Annotated in this window: 17 protein-coding genes; 3 read left to right on the forward strand and 14 right to left on the reverse strand. The window is 63.0% G+C overall.

The window, feature by feature from the left end:
* Positions 1-232 precede the first annotated feature (232 nt).
* Together J8847_RS06210 and J8847_RS06215 are read left to right on the forward strand one after the other, a co-directional pair.
* Positions 233-469, forward strand: a complete 237-nt coding sequence (locus tag J8847_RS06210) for a hypothetical protein (RefSeq protein WP_211523823.1) — start codon at positions 233-235, stop codon at positions 467-469.
* Positions 470-595: 126 nt separating this feature from the next.
* Entirely contained in the window at positions 596-1054 is a 459-nt protein-coding gene (locus J8847_RS06215) for a DUF2778 domain-containing protein (RefSeq protein ID WP_211523824.1), read from the forward strand.
* Between the two features lie 350 nt (positions 1055-1404).
* Here J8847_RS06215 and flhA read toward each other — a convergent pair whose 3' ends face one another.
* Positions 1405-3516, reverse strand: a complete 2112-nt coding sequence (flhA, locus tag J8847_RS06220; protein ID WP_211523825.1) for a flagellar biosynthesis protein FlhA — start codon at positions 3514-3516, stop codon at positions 1405-1407.
* Positions 3513-4709, reverse strand: a complete 1197-nt coding sequence (flhB, locus tag J8847_RS06225) for a flagellar biosynthesis protein FlhB (RefSeq protein WP_211523826.1) — start codon at positions 4707-4709, stop codon at positions 3513-3515. The genes flhA and flhB overlap by 4 nt, the downstream gene beginning before the upstream one ends.
* A 301-nt stretch (positions 4710-5010) precedes the next feature.
* Between flhB and J8847_RS06230 the strand changes: the two genes are divergently transcribed.
* Positions 5011-5253, forward strand: a complete 243-nt coding sequence (locus J8847_RS06230; RefSeq protein ID WP_211523827.1) for a hypothetical protein — start codon at positions 5011-5013, stop codon at positions 5251-5253.
* A 280-nt stretch (positions 5254-5533) separates the two neighbouring features.
* Here the strand turns inward: J8847_RS06230 and J8847_RS06235 are convergent, their stop codons facing one another.
* The 12 genes from J8847_RS06235 to J8847_RS06290 form a co-directional block, all read right to left on the reverse strand.
* On the reverse strand, positions 5534-6655 hold the full coding sequence (locus J8847_RS06235) for a glycosyltransferase (protein WP_211523828.1): 1122 nt from the start codon (positions 6653-6655) through the stop codon (positions 5534-5536).
* A gap of 459 nt (positions 6656-7114) precedes the next feature.
* The gene (locus tag J8847_RS06240) at positions 7115-8074 is read right to left on the reverse strand and encodes an acyltransferase (RefSeq protein ID WP_211523829.1); all 960 of its coding nucleotides are present in this window, start codon (positions 8072-8074) and stop codon (positions 7115-7117) included.
* Between the two features lie 168 nt (positions 8075-8242).
* Positions 8243-11143, reverse strand: a complete 2901-nt coding sequence (locus tag J8847_RS06245) for a YjbH domain-containing protein (RefSeq protein ID WP_373999843.1) — start codon at positions 11141-11143, stop codon at positions 8243-8245.
* Between the two features lie 37 nt (positions 11144-11180).
* Entirely contained in the window at positions 11181-11732 is a 552-nt protein-coding gene (gene rfbC / locus J8847_RS06250; RefSeq protein ID WP_211523831.1) for a dTDP-4-dehydrorhamnose 3,5-epimerase, read from the reverse strand.
* A gap of 9 nt (positions 11733-11741) precedes the next feature.
* The gene (rfbA, locus tag J8847_RS06255) at positions 11742-12626 is read right to left on the reverse strand and encodes a glucose-1-phosphate thymidylyltransferase RfbA (protein ID WP_211523832.1); all 885 of its coding nucleotides are present in this window, start codon (positions 12624-12626) and stop codon (positions 11742-11744) included.
* The gene (gene rfbD, locus J8847_RS06260) at positions 12627-13520 is read right to left on the reverse strand and encodes a dTDP-4-dehydrorhamnose reductase (protein ID WP_229512565.1); all 894 of its coding nucleotides are present in this window, start codon (positions 13518-13520) and stop codon (positions 12627-12629) included.
* 8 nt (positions 13521-13528) lie between these two features.
* Entirely contained in the window at positions 13529-14593 is a 1065-nt protein-coding gene (gene rfbB / locus J8847_RS06265) for a dTDP-glucose 4,6-dehydratase (protein ID WP_211523834.1), read from the reverse strand.
* A gap of 78 nt (positions 14594-14671) precedes the next feature.
* Complete coding sequence (locus tag J8847_RS06270; RefSeq protein ID WP_211523835.1) at positions 14672-15724, reverse strand: DUF1972 domain-containing protein; 1053 nt, start codon at positions 15722-15724, stop codon at positions 14672-14674.
* Positions 15708-16817: a glycosyltransferase family 4 protein gene (locus J8847_RS06275; RefSeq protein ID WP_211523836.1), complete on the reverse strand. Its 1110-nt coding sequence runs from the start codon at positions 16815-16817 to the stop codon at positions 15708-15710. Before J8847_RS06275 ends, J8847_RS06270 begins: the two co-directional genes overlap by 17 nt.
* The gene (gene wecB, locus J8847_RS06280; RefSeq protein ID WP_211523837.1) at positions 16817-17977 is read right to left on the reverse strand and encodes a non-hydrolyzing UDP-N-acetylglucosamine 2-epimerase; all 1161 of its coding nucleotides are present in this window, start codon (positions 17975-17977) and stop codon (positions 16817-16819) included. The genes J8847_RS06275 and wecB overlap by 1 nt, the downstream gene beginning before the upstream one ends.
* A gap of 52 nt (positions 17978-18029) precedes the next feature.
* A complete protein-coding gene (locus tag J8847_RS06285; RefSeq protein WP_211523838.1) occupies positions 18030-19337 on the reverse strand; it encodes a hypothetical protein in 1308 nt (435 codons plus the stop codon).
* A gap of 17 nt (positions 19338-19354) precedes the next feature.
* The gene (locus J8847_RS06290) at positions 19355-21727 is read right to left on the reverse strand and encodes a glycosyltransferase (RefSeq protein ID WP_211523839.1); all 2373 of its coding nucleotides are present in this window, start codon (positions 21725-21727) and stop codon (positions 19355-19357) included.
* Between the last annotated feature and the right edge of the window lies 1 nt (position 21728).

A 21728-nucleotide genomic window follows, 5' to 3' on the forward strand; every position in this document is an offset into this window, starting at 1 on the left:
TTACGCAGGCGCGCGCTATCAAACTGGCAAGCATGCGAGAATGATCACAGAGTAGGAAATTTGCAACAGTTCCATCATACGTTGCATTTTTCTTATTCAATTTGTATGAGCTAGCGCACAGTCATGCAAAATTTGCCTGAAAGCATATTATCGCCAATTGTAACGATCACAAATAAAGTGCATACTTGACCACAATCGGAACGACTCCGTCAGCGTCATGAAAGGGGCAGCAATGAAATTTCGGATACCGAAGCGTCACCCTGGGACGACTGATTTCGCGACATTCCTGATCCACTGCTGCGATGCACTCGACCGCAGCCTCCCTGCCCTGCGCACCGTCTTCCTCATTGCCGGCGTGATCGCCGCTGCCCTACGTACTGGCCTGCTGGCCGATTTCCTGTTTGTGACCGGCCTGTTGCTGCAGTTCTCGATCTGGTTCGAGAACTGGTGGCTGCACAAGATCCGCTGACGCCTGCTCACCTCCGGCGGATCGCTTTCGCTACTGGCCAATCAAGGCTTGTACTCGATCAAAGATCGTTTTTAATGGCTGACTATGATCGGAAGCTTGCACTGCAAACTTCCGGGAGAGAGGCCAATGTTAGCGTGTACCTTCGAGCTGAACGGCGAACCGATGAGTCTATTCAAGACGAACAATATGCAGTTCGCCGCGTTTTCCGGCTTGGGCGCCCACGCAAACCGCAGAGAGTTCGCCTGTCACGCCGGCATTGGCCCGATTCCGCCCGGCGTCTACTACGTACTCGACCGTCAATCGGGCGGCCGGCTCGGCCTTCTGCGCGATCTCTTCAGCGCCAAGTCAGATTGGTTCGCACTCTACGCGGCGGATGGGAAAATCGACGATGAGACCTTCTGTAACAAAGTAAAGAGGGGAAGCTTTCGGCTACATCCGAAGGGCAGTCTCGGTATCAGTCAAGGATGCATCACTCTCGAGAACCGGGCCGATTTCAGCATCCTGCGCGCCCGTCTCAAGGCAAGCAGCCAGATCGCTATCCCAGGCAGCTCCTTGAAAGCTTATGGCCGGGTGACGGTCAAGTGAGTACGGCGGGCAGGCGCGCAGGTCTTTGTGCATGGGTCTTTGCGGCCACGTTCGCACTTGGACACATATGGCTCGTGCGCCCGGATCTCGGCCCGCCAATACCTCGTGCACTGTCACTCCGGCTCGTCGAGCTCTACGGCTCGAGCAACGGAGAAGAGCTGCGGGATCTCGAAACGCTTGTGGCCCTCAGCAGTGCGTTCACCTTGGTCCTGGTGGTGACGGTATCCGGCTTGCTGATCTGGCGGCAGCTCAGGAAAAAAACGCGCCTGTAGCGCTGGAAGGGGCAGAGCCGTCGCGGCTCGCCCCTCGCTCATCATCGGGCGCGGCGCCCCTCGCCCGCCCAGCGACCTTTACATCTGCGCGCCCACCAGGCTCGTCACCCGGATCGTCTTGGTCTCCGGAATCTCGTTATGAGACAGCACTTTCAGCTGCGGCACGGCGCGGCGCAGGAAGCGCGACAGCAGCACGCGCAGCGGCGCCGGCACCAGCAGCACCGGGGTCAGGCCCATCTGTTCCTGCTGCTGGGCCGCCTGGGCCGCCTGCTGGGCGATGGTGTCGGCCAGGCCCGGCTCGATGCCGGTGCCGTCGCCGCCGGCGCTCATCGCGCCCATCAGCAGGCGCTCGAGGCGGTTGTCCAGGGTCATCACCGACAGCTCGCTGGCGCCCGGGAACAGCTGCTGGACGATCGCGCGGCCCAGCGCCACCCGCACCATCGCGGTCAGGTCGGCCGGATCCTGGGTCTGGCTCGCGTACTCGGACAGCGCCTCGATGATGGTGCGCATGTCGCGGATGTGCACGCCTTCCACCAGCAGGTTCTGCAGCACCTTCTGCAAGGTCGACAGCGGCATCATCTTCGGCACCAGGTCCTCGACCAGCTTCGGGGTTTCCTTGCCCAGGTGGTCGAGCAGCGCCTGCACTTCCATGCGGCCCAGCAGTTCCGAGGCGTGGGTCGTGATCAGGTGGTTCAGGTGGGTCGCCACCACGGTGCCGGCGTCGACCACGGTATAGCCCATGCTCTGCGCCTCGTCGCGCAGGCCGGCTTCGATCCAGATCGCCGGCAGGCCGAAGGCCGGATCGGTGGTCACCAGGCCCGGCAGCGTGCCGCTCGCCATGCCCGGGTTGATCGCCAGGAACTGGCCGTTCATGGCCTCGCCCGCGCCCACTTCGACGCCCTTGAGCGTGATGCGGTAGCCCGAGGGCTTGAGCTCGAGGTTGTCGCGGATGTGCACCGGCGGCGCCAGGAAACCGACTTCCTGGGCGAACTTCTTGCGGATACCCTTGATGCGCTTGAGCAGTTCGCCGCCCTGGGTCTTGTCGACCAGCGGAATCAGGCGGTAGCCCACTTCCAGGCCGAGGGTATCGACCGGCATCACGTCCTGCCAGGTGGCTTCCTCGGACTCGGCCGGGGCCTGGGTGGCCGCGGCGGCCTGCTCCGCCGCGGCGGCCGCCGCTTCCTGGGCCGGCTTTGCCTTGGCGCGCTTGGACAGCAGGTAGCCGCCGCCCAGCAGCGCGCCGCCCAGCATCAGGAACACCAGGGTCGGCATGCCCGGGATCACGCCCAGGCCGAAGATGATGCCTCCGGTGATGTACAGCGCCTCCGGGCGTGCGAACAGCTGGTTGGTCAGCTGCGAGCTGATGTCTTCGTCGCTGGCCACGCGCGACACGACCATACCGGCCGCGATCGAGATGATCAAGGAAGGCAGCTGGGCCACCAGGCCGTCGCCGATCGCCAGCAAGGTATAGGTGGTGGCGGCGTCGCCGACCGCCATGCTGTGCTGGACCACGCCGACGATCAGGCCGCCGATCACGTTGATCAGGGTAATCATGATGCCGGCGACCGCGTCGCCCTTGACGTACTTGGACGCACCGTCCATCGCGCCGTAGAACTCGGCTTCCTGGGCCACTTCGTTGCGGCGCTTGCGCGCGTCGGCTTCGCCGATCAGGCCGGCGTTCAGGTCGGCGTCGATCGCCATCTGCTTGCCCGGCATCGCGTCCAGGGCGAAGCGTGCGCCGACCTCGGCGATACGGCCCGCACCCTTGGTGACGACGCTGAAGTTAATGATGGTCAGGATGACGAACACGACGATACCAACCGTGTAGTTGCCGCCGATCAGGAAGTGGCCGAAGGCCTCGATCACCTTGCCCGCGGCCGCGCCGCCGGTATGGCCTTCGGTCAGGACGATACGGGTGGACGCGACGTTCAGCGCCAGGCGCAGCATGGTCGAGACCAGCAGGATGGCCGGGAAGGCCATGAAGTCGAGCGGCTTGACCGTGTACAAGGCCGTCAGCAGCACGATCACCGACAGCGCGATATTGAAGGTGAAGAACACGTCGAGGATGAAGGCCGGCAGCGGCAGGATCATCATCGCCAGCAGCAGGATGATCAGGACAGGCGCGGCCAGCGCCTTGCCGCCGCGGTTCCCGAGGCCGTTCAGCCAGGCAGGCAGTTTCAGGCTGTTCATTGCATCACTCCATTATTCGGGTCGGGGCGCGAGGGTCGCTGCTGGGCCAGCTGGAAGGCCGGGTCGTGGGGGTCCATCTCCGGCGGCACGGCCAGCTTGCTCGGACGGTCCGGGTAGGCGCCATCGCCCTTCTTGTAGGCGCGCAGCTGGTAGACATAGGCCAGCACTTCGGCCACGGCCGAGTACAGCTTCTCGGGAATCTCTTCGTCGATGTCGGTGTGCTTGTACAGCGCACGGGCCAGGGCCGGCGCTTCCAGCATCGGGACCTTGTGTTCGCCGCCCAGTTCGCGGATCTTGGCCGCGACATCGTCGACGCCCTTGGCGACCACGCGCGGCGCGCCCTTCTGGCCGTCGGCGTATTTCAGGGCCACGGCGTAGTGGGTCGGGTTGGTGACGATCACGTCGGCGGTCGGCACGTTCTGCATCATCCGGCCGCGCGCCATCTCGCGCTGCATCTGGCGGATCTTGCCCTTGATTTGCGGGTTGCCGTCGGACTCCTTGTGCTCCTGGATCATTTCCTGGCGCGTCATCTTCATCTTGTCGTGGTAGTGCCAGAGCTGGTAGGGGCCGTCGATCAGGGCCACCACGCCCAGGGCGCCGACGATGAACAGGAAGGCCTTGGCGATCATCTCGCCGGCATGGGCGCTGCCCGCGTTCAGCGGCTCGACCGCCAGGCCCAGCATCGCTTCCTTCTGGCCCATGATGACGACCCAGGCGACCGCCCCGACCAGCACGGTCTTGGCGATCGCCTTCAGCAGTTCGATCAGGGAATTGGTCGAGAACATGTTACCGATGCCCTTGATCGGGTTCAGCTTCATGAAGTTGGGCATGAAGGCCTTGGACGAGAACAGCCAGCCGCCGATCAGCAGCGGCGAGACCAGGGCGACCAGCATGATGGCGCCGGCGATCGGCAGGCAGGCCAGCATCACGCCGAGTACGTCGTTGAACACGCGCTCGAGCAGGACGTCGGGGTTGTAGACCTGCTCGCGGTCGAGCGAGAGGCCGGATTGCAGGGCGGCGCCCAGGCGGCCGACCAGCGAGCCGCCGAACATCCACAGGGACGCGCCGGCGGTCATCAGGACGGTGAAGGTGGCGATTTCGCGCGAACGGGGAACGTCGCCTTCCTCGCGTGCTTTCTCTAACCGCCTGGGTGACGCTGGTTCGGTGCGTTCCGCGTCGCTGTCGTCCGCCATCTATGCTCCTGGGCCTGCAAATCGTTGTCGAGCCAGGATTATCGCTGGGATTTCCGAGAATCTATATTCTGAGAAGGAGGTAAAAGCACCCGTTATTTACGCTGCGGAAGGATTTGGTAGCATAAAGATAATGCCGTCATTTGATACGCATATATACAATTTTGTGACAAGTTTTGGCGTTTTCACATCGCTTGATTAATACAACTCAACTTTTCGTTGCTATAATGCCGTGGCAGTTAATGCACCATACGGATATACCGTCACTTTGAACAAAGGATCTACAATGAAGAAGCTCCTCGCTATGACCGCTGCCCTGAGCCTGATGTCGGCCCAGGTGTTCGCACAGACCGCATCGACCGACACCAACGCGCAGTCGACCACCACCACCACCACCGCTACCACCACCACCGCCACCACCGGCGTTGCTGGCACCGGCCTGTCGACCGCTGCAATGGTCGCTATCGGCGCTGTGGTCGCTGGCGTCGCAATCGCTGCAGCTGACAGCGATTCGAGCACCAGCCACGCTGCTACCACCCACCACTGATCGACGGCGCCCCAAGGCGCTTGAGACATTGGACGACTGGCCGCAATCGCGGCCAGTTTTTTTTGCGTTGGCGCAGCCGGAGCGGCGCTCCAGCCAATAGCGCTCGAGTGGAGTGCACGCCCGCGGCAGGACAGTGCGGCGGCGGCCGGCGCGAGCTGGCGGCGGAATCGAAAAGATGGGGAGGCCGGGATCCGGAGTGCGATGGCCGTTTCAGCCGGCACGAGCGCAACGCAATGCGCCCGGCAAGAAAATGGATGGCGTCCGACGACGGACGCGGCCTTCAGCGTACCGGCGCCGTCGATTCGCCGCTGTCGACAACGGTCGTCGCAAGGCCGGGGCCCTGCTTGCTCGCCTTCGACACATACCAGTACATTCCCAGATAGACCGAGAAACTGAGTGCACCAGCGGTCAGCAGCGCTGCGGTGTTGCCTGCGAAATACACGGCGAAGGCCGCTGGCAGGATCGCAATAGCCCAGGAAAACGGCGACACCGACGCGTTGCACATGTCGGGGCGCCAGGCGCTGAAATAACGGCGCGAAATCGCGATCTTGATCAGGCTGTGCAGGTGATGGCTGTCCGGCTCTCCAGGATGAGCACGGGTCCATACGCGCCGTATGACGGTGAAGACGGTTTCGAAAATCGGATAGGCGCAAGCCAGCAGCGAGGCCCATGGCGACACCGAGGGGTTACGGAACGGAAGCATCACCGCCAGCCAGGCCAGGATAAAGCCCAGCAGGTAGGCGCCGCCGTCCCCCAGGAACAGTTTGCCGAACGGGAAATTCACGAGGAAGAAACCGACGGTGACGGCGCAGATCAGGAAACAGAGGCTTGCCAAGGCGGTATCGCCGCAGCCCGAAGCGATCAGCCCCAGCGCTACCAGGCAGATGGCAACCGTCCCGCTCGCCAAGCCGTTGAAACCGTCGATGATATTGACGGCGTTCGCCACGCCGCCGACGGCGAATGCAGTGAACAGCACGGACAGGGGTAGCCAGGCTAGGAGGGCATCGAGTCCGCCGATCCCGATATGCGTGACGCTGGCCCCAGTCAGCGCCCAGGCGGCGACGCCGCTGGCCATCGTCGCGACCAGGCGCATGCGCACCGACACGCGCTTCGTGACGTCTTCCGCAACGCCGAAGCAGAACGCGGGCAAGCCGGCAAGCAGGATCGGGCCCAGCAGCGCGCGCATCGGCGCATCGGAGAACAGACAGGCGAGCAGCAGCCCCAGAAAGATCGCGATCCCGCCGACACGCGGAGTCGGAGCGACGTGGAACTTCTGCACGCCGCTGTTGGTATCAAGCGAAAACTTGCCGTGCCATTTCGTCGTCAGGACAATGGCCACGGAGGAAAGAAAAGATACCGCGCCCCATTGCCATTCAACGTTTCCCATCCCAGCCAAATTCATGACACCCCTGGACTATTGAAAGATCATTTAACCGCTTATCTTAACACGAGGCAACTGGTATCTCAACAACACGTCCATTCAACTTGATCAGGTTGTGGCTTAAAAGCGACTCGGGGCGATAAGCCCATGCGTGGAAATTGGTGATATTTGCCCCCCCTATTTGTTTAAATTTGGCCTTTTCTTTGGGCCAAGATTTATTCCAAAATAGAATCATGAGACTCCGCATCGCTTTGGTACCGGGAACCGACCGCCGGGCTGTAACACCCGAATGCCTGCGGCGCGCCGCACGCATCCGTCACCCGTTGTGCCGCAACGCCACCGGCGCCTCTGGCGATAGCCGCCCGGCGTCGTTTGGCCGGCCCCCTCTTCGCGCAAGTGGCCGGACGCATGGCGGAGCGGACGCCGCTGCCGCTCATGACCGATTTGCTTTACCGTGCCTTCGTGCAACCAGGTGAAGGATTACAGAATGAAACTGAACCTCTTTTGCAACCGAATCAAAAAATACGAGACGACTGCGGCGGCGGCGGCGGTCAGGAATGTAAGACTTGTGGCAGACACATTCCATGCGTTCTGTAACGCGAACAGTATGAGAATATGGACCAGGTAAATGCCGGTCGAATAAAGGGCGAGTTCCTTGCTACTGCTCTCGATCCGGATTTTCATGAACAACATAAACAGTGCGGGACTAATCACCGCGAGAGATGCCATATTATCCAATGCCACGCTGGACGAAGATGCGGAATAATTAAGGTAGCACTCAAGGAAAAGCAGTACCAACCCCAAGCAGACCAACCCGAATATGGCGCGGACAGTAAGGCGATTCTGCAGTTGATGCTTATTGATCAGAAAGCCTGCGCAAAAGAAGGGGAAAGAGAACAGCAAAAAATTCCGGTGCGACCAATTCAAGCTCAGGATTTTAGATAAATAGGCATTACTCAGAAGGTGATAAGCCCCTACATACTGGACGACGACACCGGTCAGAAACGTTAGAGTTATCGCAATAGCGAGTTGGGAGGTGCTGGCCTTCGCCATGACAACCATTAGCACGGCGGCGCCAATCATACCGGCCAGGTACCAGAGATGGTAGTAGCCGAAGAAAACAGTATGCGTCCCTTTGACTAGTACGGAACTAACCTCCTGATGGAGGTCGGGCGCCCAGTGCGGAAGATAAACCGCCATCCATAGGAAATAAAGAATCAATACCCGCTTGAACCACGTGACTGAGCCACCTTCAGCTAAAGTTCGGTGAAAAAAATATCCATTGATAAGCAAAAAAACGGGCACGGCGATACGAAAAAGCCCATGCGACGTGAGATATGCACCGAAAGCGCTAACATCCGCCAGGAAACTTGCGTGCATACCCACGACCATCAATGCCAAGATGATTTTCAAGAAGTCCAGCGCGCCATTTCTACTCAAAACTCTCTCCATAAACTGGTCAAAATTCAGAAAAACTCGTTACTGCACCAAGAGGCCAGTAGCGCTTTAAGCACTTCATCCTTACTAGCTTCCAGCCAGTTATTTTTAACAATGCTTTCTACCCAGCCATACCGCCTTCAAGGTCGTACTTGTTGAGCGAGCGATGCGCTAATAGCTTCCGCTCCAGGTGACGCTGATCCCCTTTGCCGCCGGCATGACGGCGAACTGGGATCGCGAATCGTCGCGCTGCGCCTGCCACAACCAGCTGCCCATGGCATAACCCACCACGGCTCCTCCCACCACGTCCGATACCCAGTGTTGACGGTCCGCGACCCGGCCCATCGCGCCGATTGCCGCCAGGCCATACAGCCAGGGAGCGTCGTACTCCTGGGCAAACGGCGTCACGGCGGCAAAGGCGACGGCCGCGTGATTCGACGGGAAGGAAGCATTCGAGCGCTTTCCGGCCCGGCTCCAGCGGCCCAGTTCCTCGCTGGGACGCGCCCTTTGCACTAGGCGTTTGGTGACCATCGACACGCCGGCCGATGCCGCAATCGACTGCATGGAGATGATGCCCATGTTCTGCATGCGCGAGTCGCCAAAGGCGATCGCGGCCCCTGCCGCGCCCGCCAGTGCGACCGGCATCGCCTTGCCGACGTCGCCCAGGGCATCCATTGCACGCGCATCCTGGTGTCTGCTAACGAAACGGTCGACCGGCCGGTCCAGCGCCGCACCCGCGAGCACGGCGCCGCCGGCCAGCAGCGAGCCCTTGGCCCATTGGGGCAGGGTTGGCGCACCCGAGACTGACTGTTGCACGCGCCAGCGAAATGCCGGCCAAGGGCTCGGCATCGGCTGCACCGGCGGGTTGACCGAAGGATGGTTCGCCTCGTCCTTGCGCTCGCCGAAATTGCCGAGACCGTCGCCGGTGTTCAGGTCGCGTCGTGCGTCTTCCATCACTTCGTACAAGTCTCCCGGGCTGAAGACCATCTGGCCAACGTCGCGCGTCCACGGCGCGATCGCGAATCCGGCCGACGCTTGCGTGTCGGCAAGCAACATGATGTTCAAGGGAACCGACAGGAAAATGCCCTTGTCGTTATACGGATTCGCCGGCGTGCCGGGGCTGGTGATGTCCCTGCCGTTGGTCCGCGTATACCAGGCGCCGATCTCGACGCCCGAGCGGAAACGGCGCTTGAATTCCATGCGCACCCCTTCGTCCCTGGCCAGGAAGCGGCCGGCCCTGGCCGTCACGGTCAGGTCATAGGGCAGGCGGTAGTGCAAGGCCCCCAGCGCCGTCACCGTGCGATAGTCGCGCTTGTCGAACCAGCCCTTGAAGCCGCGCTGCTCGAGCGCATCGATGCTCAGGTCGGCGGCCCAGCGCTTGTCTTTCGGCAGGTATAGGACCTGTCCTCCGACGCCGCGATACATTTCCTCGTAGAGGCCGCCGGACAGGCGCGCGTACAGGCGCTCGTCGAGGGTCATGTATTTGTTCAGCATGGCGCGGTTGAGCTTGAAGCGACCGCCGCGCTTGTACTCTGCGATGTCGGTCCGCACATGCGGCAGCAGGCTGTTCGATGGCTGGGTGACGCCCGTGACGTTCTCGATCAGGTTGAGCTTCAGGGCGCTGTTGAAATACAGGCCCTCCCCCAGGCGCTTGTCGTAGTTCGACACCGCCGACACCTCGTAACGCAAGGCCCCGCTCGGATCGTTGAAGAAGAAGGCCAGGCGCGGCGCGACGCGGAAGCGGTTCGCTTCCCGGTCCTCGGCGCGCAGCTGGATCATCTCGCCCTCCTGATTGACGCGCACGCCCAGCCCCGCCCCCTCTTCCCGTACCGAAGCGAGCAGCTCCGGCTCGTCGTCCGTCACCATGTCGGCCGGCGTCGAGTAGCGCACCAGCACGGTCTGCAGGAAGGACTCCCGGCCGGCCAGGCCGGTCAGGTAGTCCGTCAGGCGCTGCAGATCGAAGAATTCGTAGGTGGCGATCGGCTGCTCGAGCCGAGTATAGGTCACGTGGATCGCGCGCGTGCCTTGCGGAGCGAACGCGAGGGCGGTGCGCGCGGCCCGCCCGACCGCGCGGCCGAGGTTCGTGATGCGGCTGTTGGTCAGCGTCAGCTTGAGAGTGCCGCCGTCGAATTCGACACGGATATTCCGGAAGTTCTGCTTCACCAGGGCCTGGATCAGCTCGGCCCGGTGGCGTCCCTCGCTCTGCCAGGCCTCGGGGCTCACGCGCGCAGGCGGATTCTTCGGTGCGAAGGGCGCCGGCTCCTGCAACTTGGGCAGGAACTCGCGTTCCGCGAATGGGATGCTGATGTACGCGTTGGCGCTGAACTGATCCCGTTGCCGGGCGATCTGCGCACCGAGCCAGCCCCAGCGGTATTCCAGGCCGACGGCCGGCCCCTTGCTGCGCTTGGCCGCACCGGTACTGGCGGCTTCGAAATCGCGGCTGTAGTCGTTGGCATCGTATTCCGCAACCAGCGCCCAGCGCGGCGCGGCGAGCGGACGCCAGCGCACGCCCCCGAACACACCGTCGGGGCGCTTGCCGCCGTAGCCGACGCTGGCTTCGATATTGCGCGCCGCGCCGAAAGTCTTGGTCGCAACGGCGTAATGCCCCTTGAACAGTCCCGTGCCCAGCACGTCGGTGGCGCCGACCGCGATCGCGGGCATCGCCCCCGATTCCTCGATCAAGCGCAACTTGGCGTCGATCACCTTGTCCTTGTAGCGTCCGTAGTTGCGCCAGTAGGGATCGAGATTCGGATCGGTGAATTGCGGCGTGCCGCTGATCGAGACATAGCGTCCGGTCACCTGGAGAAACGGCAGCACCGTCGCTGTCGCCCAGAAACTGCCGTAGGGACGGTCGCGGCTGTACCCAATGCTGAGGTCGCCGTCCTGTTCGACGACGGCGCTCGGCATGTTGATGTAACCGGACTGTCCCTGCACGGTGGGCGTGGCCGCGAACGCATGGGCCGAGAACGCGACCCAGCCGTACCAGCTGTATTGGAGGGATTTACGAAGCGAGATGGGCAAGATGATCAATCTAAAGAAGGGCGACAGGCGCGGGAAAGGCAGCCGGCGCACGCGGTTGCCGGTGGCTGCCGCGGCTCGAGGCCGGGAGTCAGGCGTAGGTGTCGGCATCGCGCAGCAGCACGCCCGCCGCATCCTTGGCGGCGAGGCGCGGCGCGCCGTCGATGGGCCAGGCAATGCCGAGCTCGGGATCGCTCCACAGCAGGCTGCGTTCGTGTTCGGGATACCAGTAGTCCGTCGTCTTGTACAGGAACTCGGCGCTCTCCGACAGGACCAGGAAGCCGTGGGCGAAGCCCGGCGGGACCCAGAGCTGGCGCTTGTTCTCGGACGACAGTTCGACTCCGACCGACTGGCCGAAGGTCGGCGAGTTTCTGCGCAGGTCGACCGCGACGTCGAACACGGCCCCCTGCACTACCCGCACCAGTTTTCCTTGCGGATGCTGGATCTGGTAATGCAGTCCCCGCAAGACGCCACGGACCGAACGGCTGTGATTATCCTGCACGAACGGGAGGTCGAGGCCGGTGGCCCGGACGAAGTCGCGCTGGTTGAAGCTTTCCAGGAAAAAACCGCGCTCGTCCCCGAACACCTGGGGTTCGAAGATCAGCACATCGGGGATCGCGGTCGGTACGACGGTAAAGGGCATACGATTCTCTTACTTCAGCAAATTCAGCAGGTATTGGCCATAGCCGGTCTTCTTCATCGGATCGGCCAGCTCGTGGACTTTTTCCGCGTCGATCCATTTCTGGTGATAGGCGATCTCTTCGGGGCAGGCGACCATCAGGCCCTGGCGCTTCTGCAAGGTCGAGATGAAATGCGACGCTTCGAGCAGGCTGTCGTGGGTACCCGTGTCGAGCCAGGCATAGCCTCGCCCCAGGATCTCGACCTGCAGTTGTCCGCGCTCTAGGTAGTGCTGGTTCACGTCGGTGATTTCGAGTTCGCCTCGGGCCGAGGGCCTGATCTCGGCTGCGATGTCGCACACCTGGTTGTCGTAGAAATACAGGCCGGTGACCGCATAGTTGCTTTTCGGGTGGCTCGGCTTTTCCTGCACGCTGACGGCGCGGTGCTGGGCGTCGAATTCCACCACACCGTAGCGCTCCGGGTCATGCACGTGGTAGGCGAACACCGTGGCGCCCTCGGCGCGCGAATCGGCGCTCTGGAGCTGCCGTACCAGATCGTGGCCATAGAAAATGTTGTCGCCCAATACCAGGCTGCTGGGATTGCGGCCGATGAAGTCGCGCCCGATGATGAAGGCCTGGGCCAGCCCATCCGGCGACGGCTGCACCGCGTATTCGATCGAGATCCCGAGATGACTGCCGTCGCCCAGCAGCTCGCGGAACTGCGGCGTGTCGTGCGGCGTCGAAATCACCAGAATTTCGCGAATGCCCGCCTGCATTAGCGTGCTGAGCGGGTAATAGATCATCGGCTTGTCGTACACCGGCATCAATTGCTTGGAGACCGCTTGGGTGACGGGGTACAGGCGGGTGCCCGAGCCGCCCGCCAGGATAATGCCTTTTCTGTTCGAAGTATGCTGCTGCATTTAGTGTGCCCCGTTGAGCTGTTGCAGGATATGACGGACTTGGTCTTGCCACGGCGGCAAGCGCAGGCCGAAGGTCCGCTGGAAGTGTCCGGTAGCGAGCCGCGAATTAGCGGGACGCCGCGCCGGCGTCGGATAGTCCGCCGTACCGATCGGGATGATGTGTTCGGGCTGGACTTTCAGCTGCTGGCCCAGCGCCCTGGCCTCGGCCACGATGAAGCGCGCGTAGTCGCACCAGTTAGTCTCTCCGGTCGAGCTGACGTGGTACAGGCCGAACGGGAAGTCTCCCGCGCCCGGCTGAATGGACTGGCGGTAGCGCATCACGAGGTGCGCGGTCAGGTCGGCGAGCAGCGCAGCCGAGGTCGGCGCTCCGAACTGGTCGGCGACCACGCGCAACTGCTCGCGCTCCGCCGCCAGGCGCAGCATGGTCTTAGCGAAGTTGTTCCCATAGGCTCCCACGACCCAGCTGGTGCGCAGGATCAGGTGGCGCGCCGTGGCGCTCGCCAGGGCCCGCTCGCCATCGAGCTTGGTCTGACCATACACCCCCAGCGGACAAGGCGCGTCGGCCTCCGTGTAGGCGCCCTCCTTGCTGCCGTCGAAAACGTAGTCGGTCGAGAAATGAACGACGAGGGCGCCCAGCCGCGCCGCCTCCTCGCCCAGCACGCCGGGGCTGACCGCATTCACCGCGATCGCCGGCGCCGCATCCGCTTCGGCGGCGTCGACCGCGGTCCATGCCGCCGGATTGACGATTACGTCCGGCGCGACCGCCCTGACGGCCGCGCGTACGGACACGGGATCGGCCAGGTCGCAGGCGCTGCGGTCGAGGGCGACGAGCTCGCCCAAGGGGGCCAGGGTGCGCTGCAGTTCGAAACCCAGCTGCCCGGTTTTCCCGGTCATCAGTATCTTCATTGGCCGGCCTCGTAGTGCTTGCCGACCCATGCGCGATAGCTCCCACTGGTTACCGCGCCGACCCAGTCCTGGTTGGCGAGGTACCAGCGCACGGTCTTGCGGATGCCGGTGTCGAAGGTTTCGGCAGGACGCCAGCCGAGCTCGCGTTCGATCTTGCTGGCGTCGATCGCGTAGCGGCGGTCGTGCCCCGGGCGGTCCTTGACGAAGGCGATCTGGGTCGCATACGAACTCCCGTCGGCCTTCGGCTGCAGCTCGTCGAGCCGGGCGCACACGGTGTGCACGATCTCGATGTTCGGCTTCTCGTTCCAGCCGCCGATATTGTAGGTCTCGCCCGGCCGGCCGGCCTCGAGGACGCGGCGGATTGCGCTGCAATGGTCCTTCACGTACAGCCAGTCGCGGATCTGCTGGCCGTCGCCGTACACCGGCAAGGGCTTGCCCGCCAGCGCATTGTGGATCACCAGCGGAATCAGCTTTTCCGGGAAATGATACGGGCCGTAATTGTTCGAGCAATTGGTGGTCAGCACCGGCAGGCCGTAGGTATGGTGGTAGGCGCGCACCAAGTGGTCGGACGCCGCCTTGCTCGCCGAGTAGGGGCTGTTCGGCTCGTAGCGGTGGGTCTCGGTGAAAGCCGGGGCGTCCTTCTCCAGCGACCCGTAGACTTCATCGGTCGACACGTGCAAGAAGCGAAACGCGGTCCGCGCTTCGGCTTCCAGCGTGTTCCAGTAGGCGCGCACCGCTTCCAGCAGGTGGAAGGTGCCCACGATATTGGTCTGGATAAAATCTTCCGGCCCGTGGATTGAACGGTCGACGTGCGACTCGGCGGCGAAGTTCAGCACGGCGCGCGGGCGATGCTCGGCCAGCAGCCGCGCGACCAGGCCGGCGTCGCCGATGTCGCCGCGTACGAACACGTGACGGCTGTCGCCTTCCAGCGAGGCCAGGTTCTGCAGGTTGCCGGCGTAGGTCAGCTTGTCCAGGTTGATGATGGGTTCGTCCGACTGGGCCAGCCAGTCGATGACGAAATTACTACCGATAAATCCGGCGCCGCCGGTCACTAAAATCATTGAAGTCCCTTAGATGATGGTCGTCGCAGCGCAGCGCGCAACCGCAGGGTAATGCGGCTGCGCCTGTCACGGGCGCGGTCACCGACACATGTCGAGATAAGCGGTCGAGATCCCCTCGCGGCTGTAGCGCGACTTGAGATGCTCCCGGCAGTCGGGAATGTCGGTTTCCGCGTCGAGCAGGACGGCCAGCTCAAGCTCGTCGCGGAAGAATTGCGCATGACTGCCGATCGTGTGGTGATGGTAGATCACGTCGAAGCAGTAAATATGGCAATTATAATAAATCATTTCCACCAGAGACGGATTGGTGCCACCCACCGAATGGCCGTGGATATAGCTGGAGCAGGCTTCACGGTAATGCGCCAGTTCGACGGGATCGTAGATCGGGTCGAGCAGCTTGAGGCGTGAATTGTCCTTGTATTTGTCGCGCAAGGCGATGCCGTACTCGCTGCGGTCCCAGTTGCCGATGATCGTATAGCGGTGCATGCGCGACGCGAGCACGCCCTTGATCAGCAGCTCGATGTTGTTTTCCGGTTCGATGCGGCAGATCGTCAGCGCGGACCGCGCTTCCATCGGCGTCGGCACGCGCAGCACGTGGTCGCCCGGATAGGCGATGCACGCGGTCTTGCCGGGGAAATGCGCGGGCAGTCCATCGTTATCGATGATCACCTCGTGCGCGAAGCGCTGGCTCAGGTAGTCGATTACGCGCAGGAACAGGCGCTTCGGTTTCGAGAACTTGCCCCGCTTCCATTCGACGCCGTCGACGTTAACCAGCAGCTTCTTGCCGGTCAGCGCGCACAACAGGCGGAACAACGGGAACCACATGCCGCCCGAGACACCGAGCACGACGATGTGGCTGGCGCGCGGGAAGACCGCGAAGAAGGCCAGCAGGTCGTGCAGGATGGAAGCGGCGCCGTTCGCCGGGCAGTTGATGAAGACGCGTTCGACGCCCTGGTACAGGGGGTCCTGGTTCTGGCCCTGGTAGGCCGGACGGGCGCAGGTCACCATCACCGACTCGGTCCGGCCGAGCATGTAGGGCGTGGTGTGTTCCAGGAAAGCTTCGAAGCCGCCGTAGCGGTTCGGGATGCCGACGCTGCCGATGAAGGCGACGCTCGGCTTACGACTCGAGCGCAAGATGATACCCCTTCAATGTCATTTCGGCAGCCTTGTGCCAGGTGTATTCGGAGCGGATCCGTTCCTGCAGGCGCGGCTGGGGCGGCGCCGCCAGCGCGTCCACCAGCGCCTGGCGGATCGAGGCGACCGATTCGGGATCGCAGTAGTGCGCCTCGTCGCCGAAGTAGTCGCGGGTGTCGCCTTTTTCGGTGATCACGAGGTTGCAGCCCATGGCGCCGGCTTCCAGCGAGGACAGGCCGGGCGTCTCCATCCAGCTGACCAGGGCGTGTACTTTCGCCGCCGCATAGTACTGCGCCAGCTCCGCGTGCTGGACCTGGCCCACGAAATGCACGCGGTCGGTCGCTTCGCGCTTGATGGCGTCGTAGTAGGCCGTGTGGTTGGGGGCGGGCTTGCCGATCAGGACCAGGTCGACGTCCAGGTCCTTGACCGCGCGCACCAGCTCGAGCTGGCACTTGCGGCCCTCGATCCTGGCCGCGCTCAGGACGCAGCCTTCGAAACGGCGCATCGACTCGGGCACGACCACCTTAGCGGGATCGAACACCGTCTCGTCGACGGCGTTCGGCACCACCACGAAAGGCTTCGGGCGCGATTGCGGGAAGTCGGAATGCACGCGCCCCATCTCGCTGGCCGAATTCGGCAGGAACACGTCGGACAGGGCCGCGACGCGGCCGCACAGGCGCTTGTAGCCCAGGCCCGCGACCAGCAGACTGCCGCGGCCGAACTCGCCGTTGGCGAGCACGCGCGCCACCACCTTGAGCCGTTCGACTTGCCAGGGCGAGACGTTGCGGCTGACGAAACCCGCCAGGCCGGGACGCGCCTTGCGCTCGTACTCAGTGTACAGGCCATAGATGGTCGACAAGGCCACGCGGCGTCCCTGCCGCTTGGCGTTGGCCGCCTGCATGTACACCTCTTGAGGGCGCATCAGGTTGAACAGGTGGACCAGGTCGTAGTTGTCGAGCTTGGGTTCGAGTTCGGTCGAGATGTCGACCGTGACGCCGAGCGTCCTGAGCAACTCTGCGGTCTTGGTCAGCTGCACCGTATCGCCACCCGGGACACTGAACAGCGTCGAGCGCGACTGGAATAGTACTTTCATTATTTACCTGTGAGATCGGGTTGCGGCTGGATCGCCGCGGCGTGATGGGCTTCGAGTGCCTGACGGATGCGGAAGCTGGCCTTGCCGTCGCCGTAAGGATTGTGGGCGGCGGCCATCCGGGCGTACTGCGCCGGATCGTCGAGCAGTTCGGCGGCGCTGGCGACGATGCGGTCGGCATCGGTGCCGACTAGGCGCACGGTGCCGGCCGCGACCGCTTCCGGGCGCTCGGTATTGTCGCGCATGACCAGCACCGGCTTGCCGAGCGAAGGCGCCTCTTCCTGGATGCCGCCGGAGTCGGTCAGGACCAGGTCGGCGCGCTTCATCAGGTAGGTGAAGGGCACGTATTCGAGCGGATCGATCAGGAGGACGTTGTCGGCGTCGCCGAGCAGGCGGCGCACCGGTTCCTGGACGTTCGGGTTCAAGTGCACCGGATAGACGATTACGGTGTCCTTGCGCTCGGCCAGCCGGCTCAGGGCCAGGCAGATGTTCTCGAAGCCGCCGCCGAAGTTTTCGCGGCGGTGGCCGGTCACCAGGATCATGCGCCTGGACTTGTCGATGAAGCCGAAGCGCGCATCGAGGGCCGCGTTCAGCTCGCGATCGCGCTCGAGCCGGTCGATCACGTCGAACAGGGCGTCGATCACGGTGTTGCCGGTGACATGGATGGACGCGGGTGCCACGCCTTCGGCCAGCAGGCTGGCGCGCGACTGCGCGGTCGGCGCGAAATGCAGGGCCGCCAGGCGTCCGACCATGCGGCGGTTCATCTCTTCCGGCCAGGGCGAATAGATGTCGTTGGTGCGCAGGCCCGCTTCCACGTGTCCGACCGGGATCCGGGCGTAGAACGCGGCCAGGGCGGCCGCCATGGCGGTCGTGGTGTCACCGTGGACCAGTACCATGTCGGGCCGGCAGTCGGCCAGCACCGCGCGCATCTCCAGGATCACGCGCGCTGTAATATCCGACAGGTCCTGGCCGGCGCGCATCAGGTTCAGGTCATAGTCCGGAGTGATCGCAAACAGGCGCAGTACCTGGTCCAGCATCTCGCGGTGCTGGGCGGTGACGCACACCTTGACGTCGAGCATTTCGCTGCGGCGCAGTTCGCTCACCACGGGCGCCATCTTGATGGCTTCAGGCCTGGTGCCAAAAACGATGAGTACAGTTTTCATTTAAAAAGATTTCTTAGTCAACTACATAGATCCGCCCGGCTGCGTCAAGGGCTTAGAGGCTGGGCTCCGCTTGCTGCGCCGTCCCGTGTCGTGCCCGCGTGGTCGGATCCGTGCCGCAGTGATAAAGCAACACCAGCGCAAGCAGGGTTGTCACCTGCGGCGAGAACAGCACATGTCCGGCCATGAATGAGTGGATCAGAATTCCGAAGACAGCCAAGCTGATTTCTGCAGGAAACCGGCGCGGACCCGCCTGCCGCAACAGCATGCCGACCACGCCAGCGTAGATCGCGCATCCAACCAGCCCGTAGGCCCCGAGCATGTCGAACACGTCCATTTCAAACGTCGTGCCGTCGTCCGGTGCAAGCATCATGGGAATCACCGACAAGTCGCGCATGTACACCTCGCCTGCGCCGAACAACAGGAACAGCCAGTTCAGGCTGTGTTCCAGCAGCTGGGGGAAGATCGCGGAGATGTATTCCTCGCGCCCGCGGAAAAGAAACGCGACCAGGCCTTCGTCGAGCAGCGCAGCAAAGAAGGTGCTGCGAGCGAATGTTTCAATCGTTTCGAGATTGTCATATATCAATCGCGTTATGGCAATACAAAGTCCTGCCAACACGGCGAACATGAACATCCTCCCTGCCCTTCCACGGCGCATGAAGGCACGGTATACCGAAAAGGCCGACACCGCGGTCGAGATCAGCGAAGATTTCGTGAACACGTGCAGGCCCGCCAGGACGTATATCAAGAGCTGCAATGCGGCCCCGATTATCAGGCTGCGGGTGTGCCGCACGATGTCGGCGCCGACGAAGGGCGCCGTCAGAATCAGCATCAGACCGACCTCGTTGGCGCCAATCATGAAACCCTTCCCACCGTCCATGTCGGTGCCCCGTCCTCCGATGACGCCGCCCAGGCCAGTCACTTCTCCGACGAACAGGGACGCCAGGATCAGCCAGCCATACACGAGAATGCAGCCGAGCAGCTCGGCGCGACGCAAGCGCCCCTTGTTTATCTGGTCGAGCAAATAGGCGTACAGGAGCGGAAAAAACAGCAGTCTGAGCGTCGACCCGCCCTGCATCGACAACACGCGCTGGTCGAGGAAGATCAGATAATCCACGAGCAGGCGCGCAACAAAATACCCGATGGCGCCAAGCCAGACCAGGCGCGTGCCGACGCTCAATGCCGAGGAAGCGAACAAGTAGATCAAGAAGAATGCCACCACGCCGCTTTTCAACAGCTGGGCCACTGGGAAGCCCTGCGCCAGACCCCCGAACGTGTCTGCGATCGCGAGTAACCAGAGCAGTTGCGGAGCGCGCAAAACGCTTGCGCTTGTGGCTTGCGGGGGTGGGGTAAGGACAAACATGCTCGACTATCGCAAAATCAATGGCGTACGTATTCGACGAAGTGCTGGACGTGATGCTCCAGCGAGTAACGCGCCAGCACCTTGGTGCTGGCCGCAACCTTCGCCGCCATGGACGGCGGATCGGCGTCCAATTCGGCGAATGCGGCGGCAAGTTGCGGGATCGCATTTTCCTCGACGAACAGCGCTTGATCGGTATCCAGCACCTGCCTGTAGATCGGCGAGTCCCAGGCGATTACCAGGCGCCGGGCGCCGATCAGTTCGAGCAGGCCGTTCGACACCCCGCCTCCGCCCGATTCCTTCGAATAGGTCAGGCATACGCCGGCATCGATCGTTTCCAGGTACGTCAGCATGCGTTCGTTCGGCAAGGGCCCGAGATAGCGCACGACTTGGGGAAACCTGGCTGCGGCCTGCTCGGCCAGCGCGCGTAGCGGCCCGTCGCCGACAATGTCGAACACCAGCCGCGACGGTCTGCCGCTCGCGAGGTAGGCCTCGATCGCATCCAGATAGCTTCGCAAACCTTTCTCTTCGCTTAGGCGGCCGATATACGATACGGTCTTGGCATCGGTATCGAACGCTGTGCGCGTAATCGCCGCGTACTTCTGAATGTCCAGGGCGTTCGGGATCGCTTCGACGTGGCGGCCAGTAAATTCTTCATAAAACGCCTTGGTATCGAGCCCGTTCGAAATCACGCGGTCCGCGCAGCGCAGGAACAGTTTTTCGAAGCCGCTGATCGTCCCCTTGACCAGCGGTCCATGGCGATGGTTGATTTCCTTGACCCATACGCCGCGAATCCAGGCGACCAGCATGGGCGGGCGCAGGCAGGTGCCGCGCAGCAGAGCGAGGATCGCGCCTTCGTAGAAGGTCCCGATCGCCAGCACGGTATGTGCGTCGGCGGGCTGTTGCCGCAGGCGGCGTGTGACGTGCAAGCAGAAGACCGCGATTCGCTTAAGCGACACGAGCTTGCCGGCACCGAAAGGAATGCGTGTCTCGATAAAGCGCACGCGCGGATCGGCGACGCAAGGGAGCTTATCATGCCGATCGGTGTCGATGTCTGCCACGTAGTGGACATCGATGTGCCGGTACTCACCCGCCCCAGCCAGGCGGGGCAGAACGTTGTTCAGCCAGGTTTCCCTGCCTCCGCCATGGCTGAGCAAGGCGGAAAACATCACGATGCTGAGCCTGGATTGCCCGGCACCGCCGGCCCGACGCGGGGAATAGGCGTGCGCGGCCGGATTGCGGGCCGACAGCACCTCGCGGTAGATGCCGCTGATGGTGTCGGCAAAAGCCGATGCCGAAAAGCGTGCGAGCGCGTCGGCGCTGATCCGCTTGCGATCAAACCGCATATGCTGCTCGCGCATCGCGCGCAATGCGGCCGCCAGCGCGCCCACCGAATGATCGGGCGTGATCATACCGTTTTCGGCGGTCACGATGTCGGCCGGCCCGCCGCTCGGGGTTGCCACGACAGGCACCCCGAGGGCCAGCGCTTCGATGACGACGACGCCGAAGGTTTCGCGGATGCTGGGCAGGACGAAACAGTCGGCGGAGGCGAGCTCAGCCGCCACCTGGTCGCGGCCGAGGAAACCGAGAAAGTCCACTTGCTGAGCGATACCGAGGGTGCCGGCCAGCTCCTTGAGCTGCGGCCCCAGCGCCCCGGCACCACCGATTCTGAGCGCCACGTCGGCGCCGCGAAAAGCCTCGGCGAAGGCGCGGATCAGCAATGCGTGATTCTTGTTCTCGTCAAGGCGCCCGATGCTCAGGAACGTGAACTTCTCGTGCCTGCCGGCAGGCGGCGGCGGTGCCAGGTCGATCACGTTGGGCACGACGATAAAGGGTTCGGGCAGCGCCTCGAACAGATCGTTCATCCTTTGCGCCAGCGAGCTGCTAACCGCGATGTTCCTCGCACTGTTGCGCAGTGTCTCCTCGAAGCGGGCGTGCAGCTCGCGCGGATAGGTATCGGTGACGAAACTGCTGCTGTGCTCTGTCAGCACGAAAGGGATATTGTGACGCCGCCCGATCTCGGCAGCGGCCAAGCCTGCATATTGCAGGTTGTGCGCATGCAGGCAATCGGGCCGCCCTTTCTCGCGGATATAGGTTTCAGCTGCCTCGACCAGGTTCCTGATGTTGATGCGATGGACTTTTTCCGGCGTTGTGAAACGCAGGGGCAGCCAGCTTTTGCTGAACTTGCGCACCACCATCCCGCTGTCGGTGAGCTCGCGCCCCGGCCGCCCACGGAATGTGAGCACGTCCCGCAAGGGCAGCAGACCACCGCTGACCACCCCCACCGTCGCGCCGTGACGGCTCAACGCCGCGACTTGGTGCTGCTGGAAGATGCCGCCTAGCGGTACTGTCGGGATCAGGTAGGGCTCCGAGCTGAAAACCAGAATATGCATG

It is taken from the genome of Massilia sp. AB1 (assembly GCF_018119385.1).
In the GTDB taxonomy this organism is placed as follows: Bacteria; Pseudomonadota; Gammaproteobacteria; order Burkholderiales; family Burkholderiaceae_D; genus Telluria.

Excerpts from the sequence above, each read along its gene's own strand:
- flhB (WP_211523826.1), bottom strand. The coding sequence starts at position 4,709 with ATGGCGGACGACAGCGACGCGGAACGCACCGAACCAGCGTCACCCAGG.
- wecB (WP_211523837.1), bottom strand. The coding sequence starts at position 17,977 with ATGAAAACTGTACTCATCGTTTTTGGCACCAGGCCTGAAGCCATCAAG.
- J8847_RS06230 (WP_211523827.1), top strand. The coding sequence starts at position 5,011 with ATGACCGCTGCCCTGAGCCTGATGTCGGCCCAGGTGTTCGCACAGACC.
- J8847_RS06290 (WP_211523839.1), bottom strand. The coding sequence starts at position 21,727 with ATGCATATTCTGGTTTTCAGCTCGGAGCCCTACCTGATCCCGACAGTA.
- J8847_RS06285 (WP_211523838.1), bottom strand. The coding sequence starts at position 19,337 with ATGTTTGTCCTTACCCCACCCCCGCAAGCCACAAGCGCAAGCGTTTTG.
- J8847_RS06275 (WP_211523836.1), bottom strand. The coding sequence starts at position 16,817 with ATGAAAGTACTATTCCAGTCGCGCTCGACGCTGTTCAGTGTCCCGGGT.
- rfbA (WP_211523832.1), bottom strand. The coding sequence starts at position 12,626 with ATGCAGCAGCATACTTCGAACAGAAAAGGCATTATCCTGGCGGGCGGC.
- flhA (WP_211523825.1), bottom strand. The coding sequence starts at position 3,516 with ATGAACAGCCTGAAACTGCCTGCCTGGCTGAACGGCCTCGGGAACCGC.
- J8847_RS06215 (WP_211523824.1), top strand. The coding sequence starts at position 596 with ATGTTAGCGTGTACCTTCGAGCTGAACGGCGAACCGATGAGTCTATTC.
- J8847_RS06210 (WP_211523823.1), top strand. The coding sequence starts at position 233 with ATGAAATTTCGGATACCGAAGCGTCACCCTGGGACGACTGATTTCGCG.
- J8847_RS06235 (WP_211523828.1), bottom strand. The coding sequence starts at position 6,655 with ATGAATTTGGCTGGGATGGGAAACGTTGAATGGCAATGGGGCGCGGTA.
- rfbD (WP_229512565.1), bottom strand. The coding sequence starts at position 13,520 with ATGACCGGGAAAACCGGGCAGCTGGGTTTCGAACTGCAGCGCACCCTG.
- rfbB (WP_211523834.1), bottom strand. The coding sequence starts at position 14,593 with ATGATTTTAGTGACCGGCGGCGCCGGATTTATCGGTAGTAATTTCGTC.
- rfbC (WP_211523831.1), bottom strand. The coding sequence starts at position 11,732 with ATGCCCTTTACCGTCGTACCGACCGCGATCCCCGATGTGCTGATCTTC.